General features: G+C 61.4%; 22 protein-coding genes and 3 pseudogenes. 12 read left to right on the top strand and 13 right to left on the bottom strand.

Annotated features, from left to right (window positions below; all coding sequences use genetic code 11):
- Positions 1-317: 317 nt before the first annotated feature.
- Positions 318-743 (bottom strand): hypothetical protein, encoded by a 426-nt coding sequence (locus K408_RS44385; protein WP_024342035.1) that lies wholly within the window; start codon positions 741-743, stop codon positions 318-320.
- 65 nt (positions 744-808) lie between these two features.
- Between K408_RS44385 and K408_RS44380 the strand changes: the two are divergent.
- Both K408_RS44380 and K408_RS0129400 read left to right on the top strand, forming a co-directional pair.
- Positions 809-1,171, top strand: a pseudogene (locus tag K408_RS44380) (ATP-binding protein).
- Between the two features lie 23 nt (positions 1,172-1,194).
- On the top strand, positions 1,195-1,518 hold the full coding sequence (locus K408_RS0129400; protein WP_155248693.1) for a hypothetical protein: 324 nt from the start codon (positions 1,195-1,197) through the stop codon (positions 1,516-1,518).
- Positions 1,519-2,946: 1,428 nt separating this feature from the next.
- Here K408_RS0129400 and K408_RS39075 read toward each other — a convergent pair.
- Positions 2,947-3,384, bottom strand: coding sequence for a hypothetical protein (locus tag K408_RS39075; RefSeq protein WP_024342037.1), 438 nt, complete (start codon positions 3,382-3,384; stop codon positions 2,947-2,949).
- Between the two features lie 634 nt (positions 3,385-4,018).
- On the opposite strand from K408_RS39075, the gene K408_RS0129375 reads away from it, so the two are divergent.
- Positions 4,019-4,279 carry a hypothetical protein gene (locus K408_RS0129375; RefSeq protein ID WP_155248694.1) on the top strand — a complete coding sequence of 87 codons (261 nt, stop codon included), beginning with the start codon at positions 4,019-4,021 and terminating at the stop codon, positions 4,277-4,279.
- 1,264 nt (positions 4,280-5,543) lie between these two features.
- Here K408_RS0129375 and K408_RS44375 read toward each other — a convergent pair.
- Positions 5,544-5,924 carry a helix-turn-helix domain-containing transcriptional regulator gene (locus K408_RS44375; RefSeq protein ID WP_433994155.1) on the bottom strand — a complete coding sequence of 127 codons (381 nt, stop codon included), beginning with the start codon at positions 5,922-5,924 and terminating at the stop codon, positions 5,544-5,546.
- 443 nt (positions 5,925-6,367) lie between these two features.
- Here K408_RS44375 and K408_RS0129360 point away from each other — a divergent pair, with 443 nt between their 5' ends.
- A complete protein-coding gene (locus K408_RS0129360) occupies positions 6,368-6,553 on the top strand; it encodes a hypothetical protein (protein ID WP_024342041.1) in 186 nt (61 codons plus the stop codon).
- Here K408_RS0129360 and K408_RS39070 read toward each other — a convergent pair whose 3' ends face one another.
- Entirely contained in the window at positions 6,554-7,855 is a 1,302-nt protein-coding gene (locus K408_RS39070) for a calcium-binding protein (RefSeq protein WP_245269078.1), read from the bottom strand.
- A gap of 1,261 nt (positions 7,856-9,116) precedes the next feature.
- Between K408_RS39070 and K408_RS0129345 the strand changes: the two genes are divergently transcribed.
- The 7 genes and pseudogenes from K408_RS0129345 to K408_RS0129315 all read left to right on the top strand — a co-directional run bounded on the left by K408_RS0129345 (position 9,117) and on the right by K408_RS0129315 (position 17,285).
- The gene (locus tag K408_RS0129345; RefSeq protein WP_230646699.1) at positions 9,117-9,692 is read left to right on the top strand and encodes a MarR family winged helix-turn-helix transcriptional regulator; all 576 of its coding nucleotides are present in this window, start codon (positions 9,117-9,119) and stop codon (positions 9,690-9,692) included.
- Between the two features lie 455 nt (positions 9,693-10,147).
- A complete protein-coding gene (locus tag K408_RS43960; protein WP_283805288.1) occupies positions 10,148-10,276 on the top strand; it encodes a hypothetical protein in 129 nt (42 codons plus the stop codon).
- 324 nt (positions 10,277-10,600) lie between these two features.
- Positions 10,601-11,220 (top strand): annotated as a pseudogene (locus K408_RS39060) (transposase); the annotation flags it as partial.
- Between the two features lie 269 nt (positions 11,221-11,489).
- Entirely contained in the window at positions 11,490-12,935 is a 1,446-nt protein-coding gene (glgA, locus tag K408_RS39055; RefSeq protein WP_035698636.1) for a glycogen synthase GlgA, read from the top strand.
- Between the two features lie 35 nt (positions 12,936-12,970).
- A complete protein-coding gene (locus tag K408_RS39050) occupies positions 12,971-15,016 on the top strand; it encodes a copper resistance system multicopper oxidase (RefSeq protein ID WP_063828478.1) in 2,046 nt (681 codons plus the stop codon).
- 9 nt (positions 15,017-15,025) lie between these two features.
- Positions 15,026-15,811 carry a copper resistance protein B gene (locus tag K408_RS0129320; protein ID WP_024342047.1) on the top strand — a complete coding sequence of 262 codons (786 nt, stop codon included), beginning with the start codon at positions 15,026-15,028 and terminating at the stop codon, positions 15,809-15,811.
- 292 nt (positions 15,812-16,103) lie between these two features.
- Entirely contained in the window at positions 16,104-17,285 is a 1,182-nt protein-coding gene (locus tag K408_RS0129315) for an acyltransferase family protein (protein WP_024342048.1), read from the top strand.
- 780 nt (positions 17,286-18,065) lie between these two features.
- On the opposite strand, the gene K408_RS0129305 is transcribed toward K408_RS0129315, so the two are convergent.
- From K408_RS0129305 to K408_RS0129270, 9 genes and pseudogenes are all read right to left on the bottom strand, one after another.
- Positions 18,066-18,539, bottom strand: a complete 474-nt coding sequence (locus tag K408_RS0129305) for a c-type cytochrome (RefSeq protein ID WP_230646700.1) — start codon at positions 18,537-18,539, stop codon at positions 18,066-18,068.
- A 131-nt stretch (positions 18,540-18,670) separates the two neighbouring features.
- Positions 18,671-20,674 (bottom strand): glycoside hydrolase family 15 protein, encoded by a 2,004-nt coding sequence (locus tag K408_RS43585; RefSeq protein ID WP_245265931.1) that lies wholly within the window; start codon positions 20,672-20,674, stop codon positions 18,671-18,673.
- A 103-nt stretch (positions 20,675-20,777) separates the two neighbouring features.
- A pseudogene (locus tag K408_RS43955) lies at positions 20,778-21,056 on the bottom strand (glycoside hydrolase family 15 protein); the annotation flags it as partial.
- Between the two features lie 172 nt (positions 21,057-21,228).
- Entirely contained in the window at positions 21,229-21,819 is a 591-nt protein-coding gene (locus K408_RS41345; protein ID WP_230646702.1) for an RNA polymerase sigma factor, read from the bottom strand.
- A 121-nt stretch (positions 21,820-21,940) separates the two neighbouring features.
- The gene (locus K408_RS0129290) at positions 21,941-22,246 is read right to left on the bottom strand and encodes a copper-binding protein (protein WP_024342051.1); all 306 of its coding nucleotides are present in this window, start codon (positions 22,244-22,246) and stop codon (positions 21,941-21,943) included.
- A gap of 26 nt (positions 22,247-22,272) precedes the next feature.
- Positions 22,273-22,764: a cupredoxin domain-containing protein gene (locus K408_RS0129285; RefSeq protein ID WP_024342052.1), complete on the bottom strand. Its 492-nt coding sequence runs from the start codon at positions 22,762-22,764 to the stop codon at positions 22,273-22,275.
- 35 nt (positions 22,765-22,799) lie between these two features.
- Positions 22,800-24,182 carry a multicopper oxidase family protein gene (locus K408_RS0129280; protein WP_024342053.1) on the bottom strand — a complete coding sequence of 461 codons (1,383 nt, stop codon included), beginning with the start codon at positions 24,180-24,182 and terminating at the stop codon, positions 22,800-22,802.
- 10 nt (positions 24,183-24,192) lie between these two features.
- Positions 24,193-25,641 carry a TolC family protein gene (locus K408_RS0129275; protein ID WP_051160734.1) on the bottom strand — a complete coding sequence of 483 codons (1,449 nt, stop codon included), beginning with the start codon at positions 25,639-25,641 and terminating at the stop codon, positions 24,193-24,195.
- A gap of 9 nt (positions 25,642-25,650) precedes the next feature.
- Complete coding sequence (locus K408_RS0129270) at positions 25,651-25,947, bottom strand: hypothetical protein (RefSeq protein WP_024342055.1); 297 nt, start codon at positions 25,945-25,947, stop codon at positions 25,651-25,653.
- Between the two features lie 238 nt (positions 25,948-26,185).
- On the opposite strand from K408_RS0129270, the gene K408_RS0129265 reads away from it, so the two are divergent.
- A complete protein-coding gene (locus K408_RS0129265) occupies positions 26,186-26,521 on the top strand; it encodes a hypothetical protein (protein ID WP_024342056.1) in 336 nt (111 codons plus the stop codon).
- Positions 26,522-26,773 lie beyond the last annotated feature (252 nt).

The raw sequence follows: 26,773 nt of genomic DNA, 5'->3' as shown, positions 1-26,773 counted from the left end.
ATCGAGACGCGTTGGTTCGATTGGCGCTTCCCCATCCGGCGCAAGCAACCAATCATCGGCTTACCGCACTTCGGATGGCAAATAATCTCAAAGCCAGAGTTGCCGCAGCGCCGTCATCGCCAACAATCTTACCACACGGCTCGACGGCGTGCGTCCTGGCGCGCTCTATGCCCGGGTGCTGTTTCTCTTTCTCGGAGTTCCCGGCATCGTCCTTGCTCTCCTGGTTACGCTTGCGGCCACGGCGTCCGGCTCTGATCGCCGCCGCCAGGAGCAGGCATTGCTCCGGATACGTGGGGCGTCCTTGTTGCAGGTTGGTCTTAGCCGAGACCGAAGCCGCAGCGGTCGGACTGCTGGCGATTGTGCTCTCGCAAGCCTTGGTCTCGCAATAACGTGGTTCGCGACGAGCGCCTCGCACTGCTGGTCGACCAAGAGGCGACCGAGCGCGAGAACAAGCGGCTGGTCGCTCGGATTGCGGTTCGCCAGCCTCCGGCAGAACGCCGTCGCCAGGATATCGACGTGAAGGCACCGCGTGGCTCGACAAGCCGCTGTTCCAAAAACTCGTCGCCGACGAGTGGATCGACAGGCATCAGAATCTGCTCATCATCGGCCCGACCGGCGACGGCAAGAGCTGAATTGCTTGCGCCTTGGGCAGCAAGGTCTGCCGAGACAACCGCTCCGTGCTCTATCAACTGCTGCTTCGGCTGTTCGAGGCGCTCACCCTCGCGCGGGGCGACGGCCGCCATGTTCGCCTCCTCAGGACCTGGCGCGCGTCGAGCTTCTGGTCCTCGACGACTGGGGACTTGCCCCGATGACTGCCGAGCAGCAACGCGACCTGTTGGAGATGACGGAGGATCGCCATAGCCGCGGCTCGACGGTCGTGACAAGCTAGCTCCCGGTCGAGCATTGGCACGAACTCATCGGCAACCCAACCATTGCCGACGCTATCCTCGATCGCCTCGTGCACAACGCCCACAGGCTCACAAGGGCGAGTGCCTACGCAAAGCCGCCGCCAAACGTCAGACGCTTGACGACGAGCCCGCCAACTGACCTGATGACGTCGTCGGAGACGGTCGGGATCATCGCAATCCTTGGCCGGCTTCAATCGGTACAGGCGGCCGACTTGGCTCGGAATCCACGGCCCACTCGTCGGAATGCGCTGGCTGGGGCTTGACTCCGATGAGCCGGAGCGAAGTCTTGCGGCTCCGTATCGAGTGGTGCAATACTCTTGCGGCTGTCCTCCCGCCCACAGTGCGAACAGCGCTGGGCGATCTGGTGCTGCAGCACCTTGGCGATCTTGATGCATTGCAGCAAAGGAAGCTGTCGCGCAACCCGATAGCGGACGGGCTTCAACAGCCTGTCCTGATGAGCGGCGTTGCCAACAAGCGTCAATCCAGCCCCCACTTCGAATGTCCACTATTGCTTGTCAATGAAGGTGCAGAACAGCGAGCCGCAGGGGCTTTAATCCTCCAGTTCCAACTTAGCCGGCGTCTTCCCTCGCAAAATGCAGAGACGATGTGAGAGTAGCGTGTGAACGTCGCCCCCAGGCTTTGGAGCTCCTGCCGAGAAGCACGTTATGGATAGAGCGCCGCTCATTGACCTCCGAGGCTGTGTCGCGAGCACGCTCAAGCCTCCTAGGGGGCTCAAAGAAATCTTGATGTTGGTGAGGCTGTACGGTGTCGCTCTCTCAGAGGAGAGATACTGGGCGTCTCCTCTCCGGGTAAAGGGTCGGAAGCGCGAGTAAACGACCATCTTTTAGTGCCTGCTCCTAGTCTAGGCAATACAAAGAGGAGGAGCACGCTTAAGAAAATCCGGATGGGACTGGATCCGTTGACTTGGATCAACTCCCCTGCGTCGCCATCGACCAATGGTCGGGGCATGAATCGGTCAGAACAGATTTTTCATTCGAAGCCGGACAAGATGCCAAAGTCCGCATCAAAGCCCATAGCGGGGCGGCAGGACGAGGCGCTCTGGATCTTTGAGGAGTATGCGAACGATCTCCGTCAGATCGTCGCGAAGCGCCTTCATTGAGGGATGGGTGGCGCTCGCGCTGGGAATTCCGGCTTGGGACTGCACAGGATCTGTCCCCTGGAGCACCTTTGGGTGTCGAGTTGAGACCGCGCGGTGAATGGTTCTCAGCGTCAGTCCAAGATAATCACCGATGTCCCGGCGACGCATCGGCAGCCAGCATGCCCCGGGTCAGCCGGCCGGCGATCCCATTCCAGTAGGAACGCAGCCACTCCTCGTTGCCGACCGGGCTCAGCACGTGATCTTCGGGATCGAGCTCGGTCGGTGTCTGCGGACGACGTGGACGCTGTCGCGATCTTAATTGGCACGCGCTCACCAGAAGCACTATTTTGTCTCCATGCTTCTGCCGTCACACGAGGTTCGAGCCGGGCTCCATGCCTTATACGTCGCCAGGCACATGGAACGATTGGGCGCCGCCCGTCCAATAGCAAGCTTGTAGGTCCGGACGGAGCCCGAACGACCTGTATACCTATCGACCCCTTCGCTTCCCAAGGATATCTCCTCGTCGCTTCCATAGAAGAAACTCGCCGGCGGTCAGAGTCGCGATGGCGGCGAATTGATCGGAAACGCGCTGTGCCGAGGCTGGATTATGGCGGAGAAGCGAGGTTGACGTTGAGGGAGTCGGCGAGCATGGGATTCTCTGCCAGGATCCCAATGCGTCGAAAACTGTGGGAAATCGGCGTTTCCGGACTACTACCGCGGTGGGTTGCGTGTACCGGCACCCGGCTCACACCGGATTGCTCCAGGTGGTAAACGCTTTCCACCGCCGTCGCGTTGACGTCGCGCGGGCGCTGCCGGATTGTTCGCGAAAGACCGGTTCCCTCGGTCGGCATGGGCTCCACCCTCGACGAGATCGTAACCGAACCATTTTCCGGTTCGTCACTTTGCCGGCCAGTGCGCCGGTCCCTGTCGGCGGCCGACTCACCCGTGCGCGTCTTCCCAGATCCGCCGGATGATCCCCAGCACGCTCCTGCTCACATGGAGATTGCGGAAGTGACCCACCTGCCGCGAGGCCTTTGAAGCCGGTCGCTTCGGATCGTAGGTGAATGCATCCTCGTTCCTCCCCTGCGCACGCGAGGTGCCCAGACCTATCGCGCACACCTGGAGGTGGCCAGGAGGCACTTTGGTCAATTCGCGCTCCACGCCCGTCGTCGTGACCAGTTGTCCATAGAACTCGAGCTCTCCCTCGATCGCCGCTCGACGCAGCCTTTCGAGGAGCGCGAGCGCTTCTCCATTTCCTTTGATTAAGCCGATCTTATCTGCCCAAGTGACCATCATCAGCAACGGGTACGGACCGAAGAACGGCCTCAATCGGCGTTGAATGTGTAGGCGCAGGGAGGAGCCTGCGGCGGCGGCCATCGCCCACCCGGGAACTCCCGAAAAGATCGCCTCGCCACGACAAGCGGCCGACGTATTAACATCGAGAAGCGCGAGTCCGGCGCCAGCTCCGATGAGACAAAGCCAAACAGTCATACGATCCGGAAACGCACCGCGGTCAGGAACGGCGAAACGTGTCGGGTCGCGGGGCGCTCCCGCGGAACGCTCGCACCGAATGGGAGAATTGTCGCTTGAAGTCGCCGCGTCGGAGCATCGGCTCGCCGCCGGAGATGTTCGTGGCATTCGCTTTTCCGGTCGATAGTGTGGGGTCGCCGAGCTTGCACCGCATAGGGCGTCGGTGAACCGCAAGCGACCGCAATTCCGATATCATGTCGCCGCCGGGGTGTGCGATCCATATGTCTCCAAGGGCGGACTCCGGTGATCAGCTATGCCACTCGCTGTAATTTTTCGCCGAGCTCAGCGTCTGTAGAAAGCTGGTTGTATGCCCGCGCCATCGCGTCGCTTGGCGACCGTCGCGCGCGAGCAGCGGTGTAAACGACACGGGCGAAGCGTTCCTTGACACGAGGCAGGATCGCCCGTTCGATGTCCGCACAAGGCGAATGACATCCCCTGATGCCGGTTGGCTCAATTGCTGATCGAAAGGGCTGGAAACGAGATGACCGGGATAGTTGGCCGAGTGGGCACGGGATCGGACGTCAGCCATATTCGCGCGGTCTTGAAGGAAATCTTCGAGAATGCTGCGATCCGGAGCAATGCCGAGATGCTGATCGACGGCAGCGACATTCGAAGCCGCGAAGCGGCAATCCGTTTCAAGATGTTGATCGGCACGATCGATATCACAGACGCCGATCTCGTTGCGGCCTTTCATGAGCTTTGGGTCGGACGTGAGATGAACGCGCCCATCTCCAGCTTCTGACCAAGGTGGGATACGAGTTCTGGCCGCAGAACGCGGCAGAGTTCCTTTCCCGGTTCATTGCCGAGCGTGCCGGTAGCATTCGAAGCCTCGACTTCGGCTGAGCCCCATCGCCTCCAGATTTATCCACGGAATGCGGAGAAGCCGTCCAGCCAGACCAGCCGATCCGGCGAGCAAATCGTCGCTTGGGGCATTGGGCAGCAATCCTCATTGAAGTGGCATAAGTTCACGAAGCCTCCCTAGGGATCCGGTCCAGCCTCGCGATTGCGCGTCGCACCGGGTCGACCGGCGGCAGTGGGGCCACAGCTCACGTTCGCGGCGCTGCGAATTCGGCCTTCACGCGGCCGCTGCGGAGCGATGCAGGCCGCTATAGACGGTATTGGAATCATCGCCGCGAACCGAAGGCGCGCGACCTCTCATGAGCTACTTCCCGGACCTACCGCAACGGCCCGTCTCCAGAACTCCATTCGTCCGATCAAGAAGCCGCAATTTGCCTTCGACGGGTCCGACCGATGGGGCGCGGAATCCGCGTCCAACACGCAAAACGTCTCGCTTCCGACCTTTCGACCGTCTTGCCAAAAATTCGAAGACCCACTCACCGGCTACGATCTCCTACGTGTGGTCAAAGATGAACTCGCGGTAGGCCTGAGCGCCGATCGTGCCGCGAATGGTATACTCCACGCGCGCGCAGGCGGGAGCGCCCTCGATCAGATACCGCAGCCCGAATCGTAGTGACTTGCGCGCAGGAATGGTGGTCGTGCTCTGAACGAGAGAGGCGTTCCGGACGTTTGCGACCGCGCCAAGGCTACTTTGAGCGATCGGCCGGTTTCCGGTGCTGGCATTAAAAATTCCCCGCTCGAGTACCCGAACCAGCTCGACCTGAAATTCATCCGAACAGGACCGCTCCAGCGGCGCACAAGATGCGAGGTAGGACCAGTGCGAACTTGTCCGAACGTCGGCGCATGTTCCATGTCCTTCGGTGAACCGACCTTCGGCTGGGGCCTAGGGCGCGCAATGCTTGAGCCTCCTACGAGAAGCTTTGCTTCCGAGACCGAGACGGTCCTTCGCGTGGGTCGGCGACCTTTCCGCGGAACTTGCCGCCCGGCCGATGGTTACGATGCGGCGCCGCTCTCTTTCGAAGGCAGCCGCTCAATTTCCAACCGCAGTACCAGCGCGTTCAGGAAATCGCGGTATGCGAGGAAAAGCGAACGAGTGATAGAGATTCTCGCGCGAGAGAGTCGTCGCTCGCGCCAGTTCCGAAACATTGTCATGAGAGCGTACGGCTTGCGCCAACGCTTCGATGGCCAGGTCCAAATCGTCGCCTCTGAATGCCGCCGCGAGCGACCGAGCCGTCGTCTTCGGGACCAGCCGAGATGCCTCCGGGGAGGTATGGCTCGATCTTCACGATCAGACGCAATCCCAAAACGCGTAGCACTCTGACCATCGTGTCCAACGCGGGTCCGCTCTCGCAGCGAAAGGCGCAGTACACAGTCGTTCTGTCTACCTTCGCAGCTCGAGCAACCTTGGCGATCCCGCCTGCGACCACCGCCGCGTCGACCGCCCTGCAGATCGAGCGCAAATCACTCATCGCGAACGCCGCAGCGAGAGCGGCTTGGTTGGTCCGCTTGGACGATGCTGTCAAAGGCATCGGGGTCAACATGTACATGCTCACAATGGGCGCGCCAACCTCCGTCGCCGCCATCGGGTTGGTCAGGAAGGTATCGGCGAGCCGATCCAATGTCGCTCGCCCAATGCACATTGCTGGCCGCGGGCACGGACAAGGAGTAGCTCCACGGGCGTCTTGTATGCGGAGAGATTTGCTTGCAGTCCCCCGAACATCGAGTCAGGAAATCCTAAGAACGCCGCCGGCCTTCCTAGATCGTCGTATCCCAACTCCGTGAGCACCCATCAGATGCGCCTTCCATATTCAAAGCTTCCCGACCTGTCTATCGACGTCCTGTAGCCGAACCAGAAGGACCTTTTCGATATCACATCGGCGTCGGCGCACGGCAAGCATCTGCAGCGATCGGGTGTGGATACTGGTATGCGCAAGCCGCTGTAATAACCTGCCTTTTCGCCGTCGATATTCAGATGGATAGCGGTGCGCAGCCGCCATCGCCTCGTTCACCCGATGGATTTTATGGCGACGGCGAGATAGAAGCGACATCGAACATTCTCCTTGCGGTCGTCGATGACAAACAGCAGCTGCTCCGGCTCGCCGCCGCACCTTGGATCGTGCCGGCCCTCTTGTGCAAACTCGGCCGGTCCGATGCCTGATCAGGCGATGATGGTCCAGTTGTCGCTCACTGGATTCGCATGGACCAAGTCCTGCTCGTTCTCGGGGAACAGCAGCGCGGACCCTTCCGATGTGATCGAGGGATCCGGCACGAAGGCGCCGCCTTCCACGCTGTCGAACATGAAGTCGTCCTGCGCCAGCTGATCTTTCTGAATCCCCTCGAGCAGAATGGATCCGGATCCCCAGCTCACCAGAACGCCTTGGAGCGTATCGTTCACGCTCACCTGATTCGGCAGGATGTCCTCGAACGCGATGTGGTCGAACGCACCCGGGCCCGGAGTGAATCCGCCGACGATGACGTCGTTTCCGCTCGTCGGCGTGACCACGAAGGCGTCCGCACCGGGCCCGCCGTCCAAGATGTCGTCGCCCGGACCTCCGTCGAGCATATCGTGCCCGGCTCCGGCGCTCAGCCTGTCGCTGCCGTTCCCGCCCATCAGCATATCGGCATCCTTTCCGCCGAACAGCTGATCATTTCCGTCGCCGCCGCGAAGGTCGTTTTCGCCGTTGCCGCCGTACAAGGCATCGTTTCCGGCGTCTCCGGCGAGATGATCGGCCCCTGCACCTCCAGAGAGGCGGTCGTTGCCACCTCCGCCGAAATAGAAGTCGCGATCCGCTGTTGCCTGGAATACGTCGTCTGCGGACGTGCCGGTCTTCAGATTGACGTCGTCGAATTGAAACGTCTCCGTCGCGGCCTGCGAACCGTGAGAAGACCACCAAAATGCGTTTGAAGACGCCGCGACCGATGCGCTTTCAGGAACACCGACGGGAAGAAGCTCCTTGCTGTCGGCAAACATGAAGTCATCTTGGGCGAGCTCGCTTTTCGCGACACCTTCGAGTAAGACCGAACTCGTTCCCCGGTTCCAGCTGATCAGGACGCCGTCCGGGGTGTCCTGGAACGAGAGCTCGTTCGGGCTGATGTCCTGAAGAGCCAGGTGATCGAACATACCGGGCCCTGCCCGGAAATCCTTGATGACATCGTGTCCGCTGTCGGGTTCGACCACGAAGGCGTCCGCACCGGGCCCACCCACGAGAATGTCGTTGCCAGGCCCTCCTTCGAGATCGCCGTGTCCCGCTCCCTCGTTCAGGTAGTCGTTGCCGGTGCCACCCACCAGCATGTCGTCGGCATCGCCGCCGGCAAGGACGTCGTTTCCTGCGCCCCCGTCCAGATGATCAGCTCCCGATCCGCCGGACAAACGATCATTTCCAATTCCGCCGATCAGATCGTCGTCGGCCGGCCCGCCGGTGAGACGATCATTTCCTCCTCTGCCGAATGCGACGTCCATGCCGTCAGAGCCGGGGTAGCCGTTGTTCGCCCTATCGCCCATGAAGAAGAAGTAGTCGCCGAATCCGAATGGAGAAATACTTCCGTGCGGAGAACCTGAATGGTCTTGCTTGTGCATCGCTCGCTCCCGATTGAAAGGTGGTCGGTTTGATCGCCCACCCGCGCGCTAATCTCTCGCCTTTCCCTGCGTTCCTAGATCGCTCGGAAAAATGCTGGATTGCGACCGCGTAATATTCCGAACCCTGCCCCGTCTATCTCGCAGACGGCGCGCTGCATTCTCTCCCCCTTTAGCTGCAGGCCCGTTCGTGACTCCAGGGAGAATAGAGTATGCGCGCGCTTCTCACGGTGGTTCTTGCGTTGGCTGCCTTGGCCCATGCTCACGCTCAAGACAACATCAAGAGAGCCGATTCGTGCCGTTACGAGCTGAAGGATGGGCATACCTACGCAGTGCCTGCGGGGGAGACCCTTTGCTGGCGCGTCCCACCGCCCTTTTCCCAGGACGAATACACGGTTCTTCGTTGTGATCCACCGTTTCGGGAAATTGTCCGGGTGCGACGTGGCGATCATCGACTGCGACCGATACGAAGAACGGCAGTAAATCTCGATCGGATACTGCAATGATTTTAATCGGGTTGCGGCCCTAGTTTCCGGATCGATCTAGAGACGGCTGCTGGCGACTCGAGTGGAATTCTGATGTGTAGGCTCGCGTCGATCATGCGGGTCAGCGTCACCGACCACAGCCGCCCAGCCTCAAACGGTTGACCGAGCGGTTTGTATCACCTCGCGTTGAGTCGCGGTGCACCGCAGCCGCGATCATTCCATGGCGGTTCTGTTGCTTGGATGGCTTAACGGGCAGGCCCAAACAGCCTGATTTCGGGTTGTCCCCTGGCGGCACCAGCGTCGTCACGCTCTACAAGCGGCATTGACATCCGCAGGGGTCGTTCAGTCAACCGTAGGGTGCAGCTTTACGCCTGCGCGCGTGGAGCATCTCCTCCCAGCGGCGCGTCGAACGAAGGCCAAGCTTATAGCTAACCCCTCCCCCTCTGGAGACGAGAGAGACAACCATTCGCGAAGCTGGGTTGGCCGGCCATGATTCACATAAACGAAGCCAACAAGAAGTAATATTTTGGCGGCAATACGTCTATTAAAAGGATTGTCTTGCAGAGGTCTTGGCCATATGGCTCGCGGTGAGTTGACAGTGAAGGCGGAGATCGCTCGTCGTTTTCGAAGTCCGCCTGCTGCATCGTCGGAGGGCCGCTGGATTGGCCGGGTTGCGCTCGGGCGCACGTTGTGACGCGGCCAGGGATGATGGCGAATCCCCTTTCCAGCATGGCGGAAAGCCCAGCACCGTGCAAATGAAGGCGTCCGGCAAGAGGAAGCAGGACACCATTCAGCGCTTCGCCTGGGAGATCAATTCGATCAGCGTGCACCTGCAGGAAATCCATTATCTTTGGGCGAAGTCGCTCAGCATCAGCGTCCCGCAATGGAGGATGATTGCAGCCTTGTATGACCTCGACCGCGGTGCCGGGGTGCCAGTCAACGCAGTTTCCAAAATGCTGCATGTTGATCCGTCATTTGTCACGACCCAATCGAAACTGCTCGAGAAAAGGGGATTCGTGCAGCGAAAGCCTTCGCCAGAAGACCGTCGGATAGTGCGGATGTCGCTGACGGACATGACCCGCAAGCATTTAGCAACTTTGGCGCTTCGGCAGGAACGCCTGAACGAGTATATCTCCGCTGAATTCGGTGCGCGCAAGCTGGATGATCTGATCGACGACCTCGCCGCCCTTAAGAGGCGATTGGAAAGGGCCTGCGTGAAATTCGCCGCTGATCTTTAGATCCATCGGGCAACCGCCTGTGATGTGATTTCTAGGCGCGCGTGAGCGGCGGCGGCTTCGACGCACCGCTCAAAGCTCCTCCTCACCCAGGCCTGGTACCTTGGGCAAATCCCATGTGTGATCCAGATACAATGTCCCGGGGGCCTCGCCGAACACGCCGACGACACGCCAGCACCTCAGTCGTGACCTTCATTTGCCTCCTCGATGGAGATCACCCACCGTAGCATCGCGGCGCCGCCGGAATGATCATCAATGCAGACTTGGACGAACTCCCAACCAGCGCCGGGGCTCCTGTTCGGAGTACTGGGGTCGCTGGTGATACGGGTCCTACAGGCTGGAAACGCCCGTGCTTCTTGATGTCGATTTGGGGATGATCTCGCTTGGGCGCTCCCGTTCATGGCGGCTCCGGCTCGGCCGGGCTAACGTCCCGTATCCGGTTCAATTCCAGGCGGCGAATGACGGGGCTGACGGTGGCGGGTGACACCTCGACCTCGGCCGCGATCTGCTTCCTGGTGTGGCGCTGCCGGCGTAAGGCCTCGATGGCGATGCACGTGGCTGGCGGGGTTTGGCTCGGCGATGAATGAGGTCGCGACCCTCGGTCGAGCACCCATTCACACCTTCTGCGCCGAGCCGCTGGACCATTTGGCAACCGTTTTGGCCGTCATATTGAACAGCTAAGCTGCACTCGCCAGTCGTGGTCGAGTAGCTCAGCCATTCGGCTTTCGCCCTCACAGATCCGGGCAGGCGGCTTTCCCGCATCCGATTCTTCCTGAGGGTAACCCGCGACATGTCCGCGCCTGCGCCCAGTGCGAGTGATGCGTGGAGTTGGCAGCCGGAAGCGTTCCGTCAGGGTCTCGAACTCCGGCCAGCTCATGCGTCAGCTCTTCTGGCTGCGCCGTCTCAGACAACGCGATGGCCGGCGCGAGGTTCTCGGCACGGATATTGGTCCGAGACGTTCTGGACGGCGTTCCTACGCAAGCGCGGCCTGCGCTGCGTCAAGCTCGTCGTCTCTGACGCGCATGAAGGGATCAAGGCTACGGTCGCAAAGGTTCTCAAGGCCTCCTGTCAGCGCTGCCCCCTGCACTTATGCGCGACGCTCTGGCGCATGCCGGCAAGAGTGGGCGGCGCGTCGTCGCCGCCTTCATCGCCACCGCCTATACCCAGGACGACACCGACGCGGCACGGACGCAATGGCGGCGCATCGCCGATCAGCTGCGCCCCAAAGTGCCCAAGCTCGCGGTCTTCCTCGATGAGGCCGAGACCGACGCGCTGGGCTACATGAGCTTTCCCGCCGCGCATCGGGCCAAACTGTACTCGACCAATCCGCTCGAACGCCTCAACGGTCAGGTCAAGCGGCGAACCGAAGCGGTCGGCATCTCCCCAACGAAGACGCCATCACCCGCTTGGTCGGCGCCATCCTGCTCGAGCAGAACGACGAGTGGGCCGTTCAGCGCGGTCGCGACATGACGCAGGAAACCATCGCCCGTTGGGCGATGATCCCGCCGTCAGCTTCCCGGCAGTCGCCAGCCCACCGATCCGGCCAATGCCAGCGAATGCGGTGACCCGCGCTCAGCTACATCACGCCAAGGGACACGACCCGCTCGGTTTCTTCTTCCGAATCCACCTGCGAAGAAGACCTGAATGCTTGATGCATATCAAACGATCCATACCAAATTCTGTTCAGCATCGGGCGCGACCTGGAAGCGCTGGCGTTCAAAACGAAACGAGCTTGGCGTTGCACCCGTAATAATTTGACGAGGTAGACGTCTATGTATTGGGAGCATCTGCGGGGATCGCATGCGCGTCACAGTCAACAGTTCGCGAAAGCGGATTTTGTTCGTTAGTTCCGAGTTCGGCGACTATGCAAAAGTTGGGGGGCTCGGGGACGTTTCCGCCGCTCTACCACGTGCTCTCAAGCGATTTCACGACGTCAGGGTGCTCGTTCCTGGCTACAGCGAGCTGCTCCAAGCGGCTCCGCAGCTGCGGATCGTTGGACGACTTGACGCTTTCGCCGGCCTTCCTTACTGCGAAATCGGCCAGTTCGAGACGATCGATGGCCTGACGGTATATGCACTTGTCTGTCCCAGCCTCTACGAACGCGATGGAACGCCTTACTGCGATCCAAGTGGTGCAGATTGGAAAGACAACGACATCCGGTTCGGGCGCCTCGCGTCGGCGGCCGCCGAGATCGCTATTGGCGGCGCCGATCCGGGATGGCGTCCCGATCTCATCCATGTGAACGACTGGACCTCGGCGCTTGCGCCGGCCTACCTCGCTTGGCGCGGGTGCTCCATTCCAAGCATCTTGACGATCCATAATGCCGCCTATGCCGGCGTCTTCGATCGGGAACGACTGGGACCACTCGGCGTGCCGGAGAGCGCCTTTACGGTCGACGGCATGGAATTCTATGGCCGGGCGTCCTTTCTGAAGGCTGGGATTTCCTATTGCTCGCACGTGACGACCGTGAGCTCCACTTATGCGGACGAGATCACGAGACCAGAGTTCGGTTGCGGTCTCGACGGCGTTCTGAGGCTCAAAGCCGAGGACGGTCGGCTTACCGGCATCGTCAATGGGATCGACCGGAGCTGGGACCCCCGACGCGATCCGCACCTGGATAGACCTTTCGAAATCGGCGATTGGGGTAGCCGACAGGCGAACGCCAAGGCCCTGCGCAAGGCATTCGGTCTGGCCGTTTCTGAAGGACCGTTGTTCGCCGTCATCTCCCGGCTCGTTCATCAGAAGGGCGTCGATCTCACGATCCAGGCCACGGAGAGCATCGTCCGGCAGGGCGGACAGATCGTCGTCGCAGGTCGCGGAGATCCGGGTCTGGAATCCGAACTCGCGAAGCTTGCCGTGAAGTACCGCGGCAAGGTGGGCGTCAAAATCGGTTATGAAGACGGGCTGGCCCGCCGCATGTATGCCGGAAGCGATTTCCTACTGATGCCGTCGCGATTCGAGCCTTGCGGCCTCACGCAGATGTACGCGCAGCGCTTCGGGTCGCTTCCGATCGCCCATCAAACCGGAGGTTTGGCCGACACCATCCAGGACGGCGTGACCGGTTTTCTCTTTCAGGACGCGTCGTTGGCGCCGATGCTCAACGCGATCTATCGGTCCTTCGACGTGTTCAGCTCAGCCAGGCGACTCGGCGCCATGCGGCGGGCAGCCATGAAGCGACATTTCGGCTGGCAACGATCAGCGAAGAAATACACCGAAGTCTACGAGCATGCCGCGCGCAGTCACTGAAGGCCGTGGCTCGGGACGATAGCGAGGGGGATCGCATGAGACGGGAATTCCGGGATACGTTATTGCCGATCACGGTCGCCGTCTGGCTGGCGTGTTCGATTGCAGCTCCGGCCTACGCAGGTGCGTACGATCTCGTGCTCGAGCGGCATGCGGTCAACATCACGGGGCGCAACACCGAGGCACTTCTGATCAACGGACAGCTGCCTGGCCCCGTTCTCCGGTTCAGGGAAGGCGAGAGCGTGGTGATCAACGTGACCAACCGCCTCGACGAAAACGCCTCCATCCATTGGCACGGTTTGATCGTCCCGCCCGAGATGGACGGGGTGCCCGGTATCTCCCCAGGCTATGGCGACGGCATACCGCCGGGCCAGACCTTCACCTATCGTTTCAAGTTAAAGCAATCCGGCACCTACTGGTATCACAGTCATTCTTCCGGAGAGCAGGAGCAGTTGGGCATCTACGGTCCTATGATCGTCGAACCTCGCGACCACGAGCCGTTTAGGTACGACCGCGACTACATCATCATGCTGTCGGACTGGAGCGACGACGCGAAAAGCGTCATCAAGAACCTGAAGGCCGACAGCAGCTGGTACAATTTCAACAGGCGCACGCTGGTGAGCCTCTTCCAGGAGCTGAACAAGGCGCCTTCCGAGGAGGCTCGCCGGGCCATCATCAACGACCGTATCGCGTGGTCGCTGATGCGGATGGACCCTACCGACATCTCGGACGTGTCGGCCTATACCTTCCTGGTCAACGGCCGGACACCGGAGCAGAACTTCACCGCTCTCTTTAGACCGGGCGAGCGCATCCGTCTGCGCTTCATCAACGGATCCGCGATGACGTATTTCGACGTGCGGATTCCCGGACTGAAGATGAGGGTCGTTCAGGCCGACGGCAACAACGTTCAGCCGGTCGTGGTGGATGAATTCCGGATCGCCAACGCCGAAACCTACGACGTGATCGTGCAGCCCACCGAAGACCGGGCCTACACGATCGTCGGAGAGTCGCTCGACCGCACGGGCTTCGCTCGCGCCACGCTCGCGACCAGACCCGGAATGGTCGGCGAACTGCCGCCCCATCGCCTACGGCCCCTCGTTTCGATGGCGGAGATGGGCATGAATCTCGGCCCGAAGGGCGGCGACCGCGGAACTCCGCATCCGGAGCGGGACATGCCGGGCCATGTCGCGCCCGAGGATCCTGTCGCAATGGCGATCGGGATGGGCGACACGAGCGGAATGTCGGGCGAGGGCAGCTCCAAGATGCCCGGAATGCAACACGGCGGTGGGACGAAGCAGCCGATGTCCGGAATGTCGATGACGCCGAAACAGTCGAAGCAGCCGCCGAAACCGACCCCACGCAGCAAGAGCCCGGGCATGCCCGGAGTGGACCACGGAAAGATGCCCGGCATGAGCGACGCTCTCCCCGAGAGGTCGGATTCATTTGCCCAAATGCAACAGGCGCCAGGCCATACCGCCATGCCTGGAATGGGTGGTGGCCGCCGGTCCGCTCCGATCGTGCAGCCCGAGCGCGTTCAGGAAGGACCGCAGGCGTACGTCCTCCAAGGGGGCGAAGACATGGAGAGCGTTCCGCTGGCGGGCGGACATGGAGCGCCCGACCCGCTCCTGAACGATACGGGAGCACCTGTAGGCACAAAAGTCCTTTCGTATCGCGATCTCAGGGCGCTCCGCCCTTATCCCTACAAGCCGTACGACCGCATCGTCGAGATGCGCCTGACGGGCAACATGCAAAGATACTTCTGGTCGATCAACGGCCGAAAGTTCAGCGAAGCGGAGCCGATCGTGCTGCGATACGGCGAACGCGTCCGATTCCGCATCATCAACGAGACGATGATGAATCACCCGATGCACATACACGGGACATGGTTGCTGCCCGACGTCGGCAACGGCGCTCGCAATCCCAAGAAGCATACCGTCAACGTCAAGCCCGGCAGCACCGTAGATGTGGACGTGCCGGCCGACGCCGAGGGTCCTTGGGCATTCCATTGCCACCAGCTCTATCACATGGAAACCGGCATGATGCGCAAGATCGAAGTCGTCAGACAGACGGCTTCGGTTCGATAGGAGGCGAACATGACAGGGACCTCTCGCCTTGCGAGGCTCGCGATTTGCATTCTTGCAAGCGTTTGCCTGGGTACCGCTCGAGCCCAGACTGCGCCGCCCTATGTCGAGGAAACGCAATGGTGGAATCTGCGCAGGCCAGGGCCAGGGAACTTCCCCGATCAGCAGGCCTTCAGCGCCCTGCGCTTCGACAAGCTCGAATGGGTCGGCCCTGAGATGAGCAGGAGCGCGCGCTGGGACATGGAGACTTTCGTCGGAACCGACTACGACAAACTGTTCTTCAAGTCGGAAGGCCTCTACGACGGAAAGACCAGGACCACCGAGGAAGGCCAACTGCAAGTGCTCTACTCGCGACTGATCAGCTATTACTTCGACGCTCAGTTCGGCGTCCGGCAGGACTTCTCGAAGAAGTCGCATCGAACCTATGCGGTGATCGGCATCGAAGGGCTCGCACCCGGCTTCATCGAAATCGACGCCGCCGCGTACGTCAGTCAGAAAGGGGAAGTTTCGGCCCAGGTGACGGCATTCCACGACCTGCTGATCACGAATCGGCTGATCCTGCAACCGCGCATCGACGTCAAGTTTCAGATGCAGTCGGTACCCGACCTGGAGCTCGGTGCCGGCCTCACCGATTTCGAGCTAGGTGCGCGTTTGCGCTACGAGTTCACGCGCAACTTTGCGCCCTATGTCGGTGTGAATTGGGATCGCAAGGTCGGCCAGACGGCGACCATCGCCAAGAATAACAGGGAGTCCGTATCTGCCGTATCCTTTGTCGCGGGTGCGCGGCTGTTTTGGTAGCATCGGTGAGCGCATCTTGTTCGACCACCCGATCGGCCCCCTATCGAGATCAGCAGTCGCAGCTCGATTCGGCAGAGCTTTGCACTCGATCGCGGCGAGGGCTTGTTTCGAAACCTTCAACGAAGAGCTCCGGTGGCGGACGCCGTGATGGATGGGCGTGCCGCAGCGCTCGTAAGCAATCGGAGCGGGCTGATTTGTTGAGCCACAGTTTGAGGAACGCCGAATTGGCCCTGGCGCCGCCCCACGGGACAGCGCGGGAACTTGTTGAGCATCATCGGTCGGCACCCAATAAATGACAACGATCTCGCAATCGGTCGTATCCGAGAATATCGAAGCCGCACCAAGCATCGCACGCAACGCCGCGGTCGACCGCGCGCGCACATTCTTGATGCTGGTCGTGCTCCTGCATCACGCCATTATTCCGTATACTTATTTCGGCCATACCGACCCCGAGGGGTGGATCGGCTTCGACATGATGGTGCTCGCCAATGACAGCTTCTTCATGGCGATGTTCTTCTTTCTATCGGGGCTGTTTGTCTGGCCCAGCCTGGCTCACAAGAAGCCGGGGGTCTTTTTGTGCGATCGTTTGCTCCGGCTAGGACTTCCCTTCGCAATCGCTACTCTCACCATCATTCCGCTCGCCTATTACGCGATCGAACTGCGGCAGTCGCCGAACACCAATCTTGCCGTGTTCTGGTGGAAGATGGTCACGGTGGGTCCGTGGCCGAGCGGACCCGTCTGGTTTGTCTGGGTTTTGTTGGCGCTAGATCTTACCGCCTTCCTTTTCTATCGATTCACGCCTCTCCTCCTCGATCCAATCAACCGGATCTCGCTAAGCAGCCACTCGCGGCCGGCCATATTCTTCCTGTTCCTGCTTCTCGCCACCGCGCTCCTGTACGTTCCGGCACGGGTCTATTTCGGCGCGGGTCGTTGGTTCGAGTTCGGCCCCTTTTCGCTACAGGCGAGCCGCGTACTGCTCTATCCGACGTACTTCTTCGTCGGCGCGGGCGTGGGTATGGCGAATTTCGATCGCGGCCTGCTCGGTACGGATGGACATCTAGCCAAAAGCCGCTGGCATTGGGTGGTCGTCGCCCTGCTTTCCTATTGCCTGCTGTGGATGCTGATTTACGTCAAGCGCGAGATGCTCGGCAATCCGGTATGGCTGCCGAACTGGTATGAAGCGAGCTACGGATTGTTCTTTGTCGCCTTCAGCGCGGCCACTATGCTTGCCATTCTCGGCTATTTTCTGAGGTTCAACCGATCTGGCTTCACCCTGCTCGATACTATCCGAACAGATGGCTACGGCATGTTTCTAGTGCACTATCCGATCGCGCTCTGGATTCAATACTGGCTGTATGATTTCGACGCACCCGCCTTTACCAAAGCGCTGATAACGTTCGTGCTCACCGTTCTGTTCAGCTGGGGCGCGGCGGCGGCATTGCGTGCTATCCCGGGCGCTGCGCGGGTACTGTAGCCATCCCGCTTTCGATGCCTGGCCGCCCTGGTCGGAAGGGACTTTGGCCCGAGCCTCGAAGCGCGGCGCCCCGCCGTGTCGCAATGTTAGCGTTTCTTCGTCGCCGTTGATCTCGATGGAAGAGCTTGCCCGGCGTTTCGCCGATCGATGAGGCTGGCGCTACACGAAGCGAGTTGCTCGGGTACGCGGTCGCTGTCATGCTGATTTCACCTATCCGGGCGCTAATCGCCTTTGGTGCCGCCTCACACTCGCAAGACCACGGTAGGTGGGGCGGCGATGCTGCAGCTTACGCGATGGTTTAGACAGAACCGCATTGAAGGGCATTCTTGAATCCGTTCGGTGGGCGCCGATTGCCAGTCCCGAAAGTCATTGACAAACCGTTTTCTGACGACGCGCCCGCGCGACGAAATGGATCATCATGAGATCGATAAGCTCCTTGTCGATCGGACAGGCGAGCCGAAACATCGGCAGTGGGACGCAAGCGTCAAGAGCTGGTCAGTTCGAGGGAAATACCGCCCCTGGGGCCACGGATCCGGCGGGAAGGCCGGCGCTGCGCAAATTGCCCGCGTTTGCCTGAAAGGAAGAGGCTTGATGCCACCGGAGAGGTAGCGATGTCGAAGGTAAGGTGCGAGATTATACGCTCTCGCTCGGCAGGCTCGGCGCGGATTATCGCACAGGCGATCTCGAGCACGATAAATAAGGGCGGCGACCGTTCTCACGGACGCTTCGCCGCACAATTTGAATCGCCCGCGCGACGTTCCGCTTTTCCGATGGATATTCCTACATGCGACGCGGTTTATACCGGATGCCGTTTGCGATCTGGAGCTCTCGAACGTAGCGCACAATCGCCGCGACCTGATCCTCACGGGCCTGCGGTTGCGGCGGCATATTGCCGTAACGCCAGTGATGTTGCCTTACGCCAAACTTGGCCGCTGCAAAGAAGGCGTGATCGGCGTGGTGTCCCGGATTGTAGATGTCGTGAACGAGCGGAGGCCCGGTATCCGTGCCCGAGGCACGGATACCATGACAAATCGCACAATTCGCTTCGTACAGAACCTTGCCCGTCGCGGCCAACGACGACAGTTCCGGCTCAGCGACCTCCGCGGAGAGCGATCGCGGTGCGGGTCCAGAGGAGAATGTCATCCAGAACAGAGCCGCTGCCGCGAACACTGCCACAGCGCCCAGGAAGAATCGGCCGTAGCCGCCACCGGTCGGGTACTTGCTTTTGTTCGAGTCCGCCATGAACTTCTCCACCTACGGGTCCAGAAAATCGACGAGCCATCGGCTTGCAGCGCAATTCGTCGGCGATCGCCGGCGGCTGGCTCGCGATCATGAAACCGCGATGACCGGACGCGCCGGTGCCGTACCTGGCAGCTTACGCGCCGCTATGAGACTGGCTCGCGGGGCGCAGGCGGCTCGATCGCAACCGAGAAATTTCGTCCGATCCACTCTCCGGTATTCCATCGGATCGTGAATTCCAGCTGCTGCCCGGCCTTCAGCCCGGCCGTATCGAGCCTCGCCGCGAAGAAGCCGAGACCCGTGTCCTTGGCCGGCACTTCATCCACCAGGCGCCAGCCATCTATCCCGACGCGAATGGCCGCCTCGTCCCTCGATGCGACGACCAGTTCCGCCCCCTCGCGGATGCTTCCGATCTGGGCGTGCGGCCACCAGAATGCGCTGCGGGCGAGAGGTCGAATGCCCTGATACCGATTCCAGACCAAGTGCGGCCGGTCGAACGGCTGGCCTAGTGCGCGCGACATCAGGAGCTTGACGAACTCGGCATGCGCCCAGGCCAAGGGCATCGCCGAGCCGGTCGGTCGCCCCGGAGCAAGACGACGTTGGGGAATGGGGGCGGCATCCCAGACCTGCTCGGGAATCATGCCGCCGGGACTGGCGCACGACGCCATGGTACGCAGGAAAGGCAGAGCGTCGCGGCCGGCGGTCAATTCGATATGTCCCCGCTCACCGGTCAGCAACGGCCAGGGTCGTCCGCAACCGGTCCCGTCGTAGGGACCACCGTTCTCGTGTTCACCGTAGCCATCCTCGTTGTAACGTCGCCATACCGCTCCAGCCGGAGTTTCCACCTTCAACAGACGATCGATCACGGCAATCGTGGACTGGATCAGCGGGTCCCGCGGCCGGCGCAAGCCGAACCGGACCAACTGGAGAAAGTCGGTGCTGACCTGCTCTCGGGCGGCGAGTTGGAGACCATCGGCCCGATTGCGGATCGCGACGGGTTGGTCCATGGCAGCTTGGCCCGATCGTAGCACGCTGGGAGGCGCCGTTCGGATGTAATGGCTTGCAGCGCCGGCCCGGCGACCGATTTCCGTGGCTCGCGCGGAGGTCCACCGTTCGACGTTTTCGTTCCAGAAATCGGCGAGCTCCAGTGCCCAATCGGCCGCCTTCATGTTCAGAAAGGCGCTGCCGGAGACGAGGGCCGCGATGCAGACCGCAAGCGTGAACGCATTGATACCCGCGTTTTCCTCCCACCGGTCCTGGTCGGTGGCGGGCCCTTGACGCGCTACGAAGGCAAGGGCCCGGCCCACCATGTCCGCGACTTCGGTGCCCGCCAATGCGTTTCGTTCGGCAAGCGCGGCAGCCAGAAGTACCGGAAGGGCGGCCTCATCGAGCTGGACGCCGCGCCAGAACGAGCGCCCGTCCAGCCACTGGTTCTGATTCCAGTGTCCATCGGCGTTCTGCGTGGCGATCAGGTAACGAAGCGTGTCGCGCGCCTCGGCTTCGCCGCCGATCGCAAGCAATGCGGTGGCGCATTGGACGAGGTCCCGCGGCCACACCAGAAAGTAGCCGCCGCGCTCTTCCCCGCAGTCCCCCCACGGCACGCTGAGGCTCGCCACCATGGCTCCCGGGTAAGTCTTGTCCAGATGGCTGCGCAGCACGGCTTTCGACACCGCGAGCTGGTTGCGGAGATCGGCCGGCACGGCAAGCACGCAGTCGCAACGTTCGTCGCAGCACCGATGCCACCTCGCCCAATCGGACAATTGCCCGTCCAGCAGCCGATCGAATGGCTGCATCAGACTGGACAGCGCAAGCGTGGCGGCGGCTTCCACATTGCTGCCGAAGCCGAGCGCCAGCACGCAGCGTCTGCCGAGTTCGGCCATAAGAGCGACATTACCAGGTCCGGCCGACGGATATGACCACGTCATTGCGCCGTTGCGCGCAAAATCCTGCCAACCGTCGCTGAAGCCAACGTAACCGGCGCTCGCGCGCAGCACCGCATCCTTTTGGGCCTGATCGACGGCGACGAGTGCGAGGGAAAACGGCGCCCGATCGGCCCAAAGCACGGTTCGTTCGTTGTGCTTCGCGATGCCGGCTCGGTTGTTGTTTCCGCTCGCCCCGAGGTGCGGGGCAAGTAGGGCATATACCTGCATTTCCGGCGCGCTGCTCTCCAGCACGACCTCGACAAGCCAGCACGTCCCGGCGCGGATCGGGCGAGATCCTCAGGGTGAGACGATATCGGTCGTGCGGATGGACGATCTCATAGGCCGGCGTTCCGGATGCGAGCGACCGAAGCGAGTACTTGCCGCAGCGCTTCACCTCCGACCAGAAGCCTTTGCCGTCGGACACGACGAAACCGAGGTCCCTGATCTGCGGGAGATCGACGCGCGGCCAGTACACCTCGTTCAGAATGCCGTAGCCGATCGTGAACCAAAGACGCGCCGGCCCCAACGAACAGCCTACCGCGTCCTTCGCGCTGCTGGTCCAGGTAGGTGCGATGCCCGGCACCCCCGGAGCATCGTTTAGCTCGGACATGTTCGATTGGTCCTCTTGCCGGTCTGCGGCAAACAAGGCCTCGGTCTGGGCGAACCGTGTCATCAGCTTCATGGTCGCTCACCTGCTCCACGTCGCGGCATGCCGACTTCTGTCCGATTGTCCCGCAAGAGACCTCATGGCCACGAGCCCCCCGCCGGCGCCGGTTGGCGCGTCAGGAAGGGCCCCTTCCTCGGGCTTCGCCGCATCGGCACTCCAAAAAACTATCCTCACGACAAATCACGCATTTGTCTTCGAGGCGATCTTTCAGGGCCTGACGGGCGCGGAACAGTCGCACTGTGAGATTATTGACCGTCACACCGAGATCGGCTGCGACCGTTTCCCTCGGCTCGCCCGCAAGGTCTATTCGCCGAATGACCTCGGCGTGTTCCGTCTTCAGCAAAGGCAGATGAGCATACAAACATTCGCAGACCGCATTCTCAAAATCGGCGTCTTGATCCGCGGCAACGCGGTCGCTCAGTTCGGCGGGCAGCGGGACTTCCCTCGTCTTGTTCTTCGTGGTCTGACGATGGAAATCGGCGACCGTCGTGGCCAGAACCTTGCTGAGCCACCCGCGGACCGAATCCGCATCTCGAATGTCGGAAGAACGCTCAAGAGCCCTCAATACGAACGCCTGCAATACCTCTTCCGCGTCCGACGGCGAGCTGAAGCGCTTCTGCAGATAATTCCGTAGACGCTCGTAGCTTCCTACGATCGCCGCCCGAACCGCGCCGTCAGAAGCCGCGGATGGCCGTACTGCGCGCATCCTTGCCGGACTGGCTCCCATATTCCGCGACGACCTCATGACGCTTGTCTCGACACTATGCTGACGGGTTGCTCTTCGGCTCGCGGCGGGGCGCCTCTCGCGAGAGCGCCCCGCCGACGCTCTACCTCGACTTCTGAATCTTGGTGATCGTGATTCCGCCCGTCTGCCGCTCGGCCTCGAACTGAACCTTGTCTCCCACCTTGACCTGCTTGAGCATGGAGGGATCGGAGACCCGGAACACCATGGTCATCTCCTCCTCGTCCATGTTCAGGTTCTTGATGGGACCGTGCTTGAGCGTGATCTTGCCGGCGCTTTCGTCGACCTTCTTTACTTCCCCGGCAGCGAGGTTCCCTTGGGCGAAGGCGACGCTCGGAGCGACGGCGAGTGCGATGGCGAACAGCGCGGATTTGACAGCAGACTTCATCATTTTGATTTCCTCATTGATTTTGCGGCTTACTTCACGACGACCTTCCCGACCATGCCACCCTCACGGTGACCCGGGATAAGACACGCATATTCAAACTCGCCGGCCGTATCGAACTTCCAGAGGATTTCCCCCGTCTTCTTCGGTGCCAGCCGCTTGCCGTTCGGATCGTCGTGCTCCATGTCGGGATTCTTCTTCATCGCCTCGGCGTGCTTGAGATTCTCAGCCGTGGTCGCGAGGATAAATTCGTGGTCCAGCTCGCCGTTGTTGCGAAGCACGAACTTGACCTGCTCGCCCTTCTTCACGTCGACTTTTTCCGGAACGAACACCATTTTGCCGTCGGTCTCGTTCATCGTGACCTGAACGACTCGGGCGGGCTTCTTTGGATCTCCCGGTTCACCCGCGGAATACGTCTCATCCTTGTTGTGGTGCCCTCCTTGATGGTGGCCAGGATCAGCCCATGTCACGGTCGAAAGGGACCAAGCCATCGCGGCAGCGGCGAGCGCGCTGGTGTAGTTCATCTCGTATCTTCCTTTCCTCGATTGCAGTCTCACGATCATGCTCCCTTCATCTTCATGCCTTTCATTCCCTTAGTTCCCTTCGCTCCCTTGCGTTCCCCCGCATTCGGCTGAGTGTCCTGGCGCGGCGGCTCCGCAGCAGGTGTTTCGATCTCATAAGCAACCGTTCCCTTCGGAAACCTGTAAGGCCCCGGATCGCTGTAATCGTCGCGACCTAGTCCCTCGCGGATCTTCATCACGGTGAACATGCCGCCCATTTCGATCGGGCCGAATTGCCCCGAGCCCGTCATCATCGGCAGCGTGTTGTCCGGCAGCGGCATCTCCATTTCGCCCATCGCCATGCCGGTCGAACCCATCGCCATCGAGTCCGGCGCCAGCCGCTTCACCGCCTTGGCGATGTCCTTCTTCGAGACCCCGATCAAGGTTCTGAGGTCGTGCCCCATCGCATTCATCGTGTGATGCGATTTGTGACAGTGAAACGCCCAGTCACCCGGATTGTCGGCCAACACGTCGAAGGCACGGATCGCTCCGACCGGAACGTCGATCGTAGTCTCTGGCCACTGCGCGCTCTCCGGCACCCAGCCGCCGTCCGTGCCGCTGACCGAAAAGCTATGCCCGTGGAGATGAATCGGGTGATTGGTCATCGTCAGATTGCCGATCCGCACGCGCACGCGGTCGCCCAGTCTTACGGGCAGCGGATCGATGCCGGGAAAGACGCGCGCGTTCCAGGACCACATGTTGAAGTTGGTCATCTCCGTGACCTTCGGCAGGTAGGTCCCCGGATCCATGTCATAACTGCTCATCACGAAGACAAAGTCGCGATCGACGGGACGAAAGCCGGGGTCCTTGGGATGCACCACGAACATTCCCATCATTCCCATCGCCATCTGGACCATTTCGTCCGCGTGGGGGTGGTACATGAAGGTGCCGCTGTGCTTGACTTGGAATTCGTAGACGAAGGTCTTGCCCGGATTGATGTGAGGCTGCGTCAGGCCACCGACGCCGTCCATGCCGCTAGGCAGGATCATGCCGTGCCAGTGGACGGTGGTGTACTCCGGCAGCTTGTTGGTGACGAAGATGCGCACCTTGTCACCTTCGACCGCCTCGATCGTGGGGCCCGGCGTTTGTCCGTTGTAGCCCCACAGGTGGGCCTTCATGCCTTCGGCGAATTCGCGCACCACGGGTTCGGCAACCAGATGGAATTCCTTCCAATCGCCGTTCATGCGCCAAGGCAGGGACCAGCCGTTGAGAGTGACCACCGGCCGATATTCGGGTCCGCTGCTCGGGTGCAGCGGCGGCTGGGTGGCCACCTTGTCCATGGTAGGCGCTTCGGGAATGCCCGCGGCCTGAACCCGTCCAGAAACGAGGCTGGCGCTCGCAAGCGCGGTCGCGGTACCGAGAAAACTTCGTCGAGACAACATTTCCATCTCCTTATCCGCCGCTCGCCAATGAGTTGGTCGGTGAACGGCTCTCCTGTTGACTATCGGCACGGCCTCCGCCGTTGACTGCCGTCTGCAGCTCCGACTGCGCCAGCCAGAAATCGCGTCTGGCGTCGATCGACGCGCGCTGGGCCGCAATCCGCAGCTTCGCTTCCGCCAGCAACGCGAACACGTCGATCTGCATGCTGCCGTAGCGCAGTTGAGCTTCATCCGAGATGATGTTGCGCAGCGGCACGACCTCACGCTGGTAGTGACCGGCGATATCGTAGCTCGAGCGATAGACGCGATATGCGTCGCGCGCCTCCGAGCGCACGTTGACGGCCTTTTCCGTCAGCCTGTTGAAGGCAATGTTGTAGCTTTCCGTCGCCTGACGGACGCGGACCTCGCCCCCGTCGAATATCGGGACCTGAAACTGAAGGTCGAAGCCGCGTTCGCGGAACGGCGGGCTTTCGGGGTCTTTGGTCTTTCGATAGATCCCCGCGAGATCGAGCAAGGTGACGAAGCGGGTCGCCTCGGTCAGGTTCAGAGCCTTCGCCAGAACTTCCAGCTCGATGCGGGCTATCTGAAGATCGATGCGGTGGCTGACGGCCTCCACTTCGATGTTGGGCAGCGACTTCGGGGCGCGCGGCAGAGACGGCAGCGCTTTGGGAAGCTTGAAGTCGAGCCGGCCATCCCATACGCCGAGCAGTCTTGCGAGGCGCTCCCGCAAGGACGTTGCCTGCTGCCGCACGGACGCGAGATCGGCCGTGATCTCCGCGTAGAAGACCTGCTCGCGCGCCTGATCGAGTTTGTTCATCGAACCGCTGTGGCCGAGCTTTTCCGCGAGCTGAGCGATCGTCTCGGCCGTGGTCTTCGTCTCCGTCAGAAGTACGACCAGCTCGTTGGCGCCGACCGCCTGGTAGTACGCCCGTCTCACGTCGGCAGCGAGGCGCAGCGTCTCCAAGGCTGCCCGCAGCTGGGCTTCGCGAAATCGTCGTCGCGCGATGTCGGAACGAAAGGGAAGCGTTGCCAGTGCAAGGATGTCGCCGACGACCTGACGTTCGAGTTCGTATCCGCCGTTTCCGGAGATCCGGGAAATGGAAAAGGTCGGGTTCGGAGGCAGGCTCTGCTCGATCGCGTCCGCTTCAGCCAACGCGAGTTCGCTGTAGGCGGCCTGAAGTCCACGGTTGTTCAGCAGCGCGATCTGCACCGCGGTGTCGACCGTCAGGGTTCGGCGCAGGAGCTGGGCGATCAGCGTATTGGCCAGATCGGCATCGTCGGCCGATCGGATCGCGATCACATCTTTCCTTATGGTGTTCGCCGCGACGTCCGCGACGCCGGACATCCCGGCATCGGGAGAGAAGGCGGCACAACCGCCGAGCAGGACCGAGACCGACAGCGCAAGGATGCCTGTTCTCGAAGCGGTCGTGAGCGAAATCGTGTTTCGAGCCGTGAGCGTCATGTCCATCCCCTACCGCTCGTTCTTCGGCGTGGGCGCCACGCGCTGATTCTGTTCGCGCCATCCGGCCGGCGAGATCGGGCGCAGGCTGACGTAGGGGGCGACCGTGGGCCTGTATCCGACCCGCCGGACCTTTACTCCCGGATCTGCGGGATCGGCACCCACCAAAGGCACGGTCGTCGAACAGCCGGCAAGAAACGGGCCGACCAGAACAATCAGAATCGTGCGCCGGATGACCGCGCGTCTGGATCCCGTTCTCGTGAATGCATTGAATGCGGCGGCGTCGTTCGCCGCCATTTGCGCCAGCATGTAAATCCCCTGAAAAGCACCGACGTACGAGTACTCGCGCCCCAAGCCGGAGCGCGGCAGCCCATCAATTCACGTGCTTTCAGGCTATCGGGGGTCGGTACAGCGGACCCAGCGCTCTGCCGGCAAGAACCAAATCCGGCCGGGCGTCGCACCGCGACGGCAGAGGTGCGAACTGCAGGAGCGAAGGCCCTTGAGGGGACACGGCGTTAAGGCACAGCACCGACCCGCAGCAATTGCCATGCTGGTCGGGGCGGTCCTGGTCAGCATGACCCGCCGCGGGCGAGGTCCCATCATGCGAGTGAACCGCGACCTTGGCATCGCCGTGACTGTGCTTATGCCCGTCATGGCTATGCTGGTGGTCGTGGCTGTGCTGATGCTTCTGGGCGTGCTCATGAGCCGGCAGGGTTTCGTGGGCGCGCTGAGCCACTACTTCGGCGAGGCCGGCCGGAAACGGCGCGGCGATGGACGGCGTCAACGACCCGAGCAGATACGTGATCGCGACGATCCACCCCCACCATCTGCGCGCAGGCTTTCTGAAGCCAATCATCCCATTTACCGCCATTCCGAAGACTAAAATATAGCCACTGTTGGGCACGACGCCAATAGAAGAAACGCCCGGTCAACTACCCTTTTGGGCGCTCAACGAGCCCGCTTTGCCTTCCGTCGCGGAACCACCATCGGCTTGGCGTCGGGGCCGGCCCCAGGATACGCGTATGAAGGGGGCAGGATTTCGATCGCCTGCCCTGGGCTACTTCGAGCCTCGTTAGGCCAGTAGCGCCGGTCGGAGATGCGCATTGCCTCATCCAGAATGTTACTGGACAACTTC

Source organism: Bradyrhizobium sp. in8p8, assembly GCF_000426845.1.
GTDB lineage: Bacteria > Pseudomonadota > Alphaproteobacteria > Rhizobiales > Xanthobacteraceae > Bradyrhizobium > Bradyrhizobium japonicum_C.
Note: the sequence above shows the minus strand (reverse complement) of the source record. Positions and strands in the feature narration are given on the sequence as shown.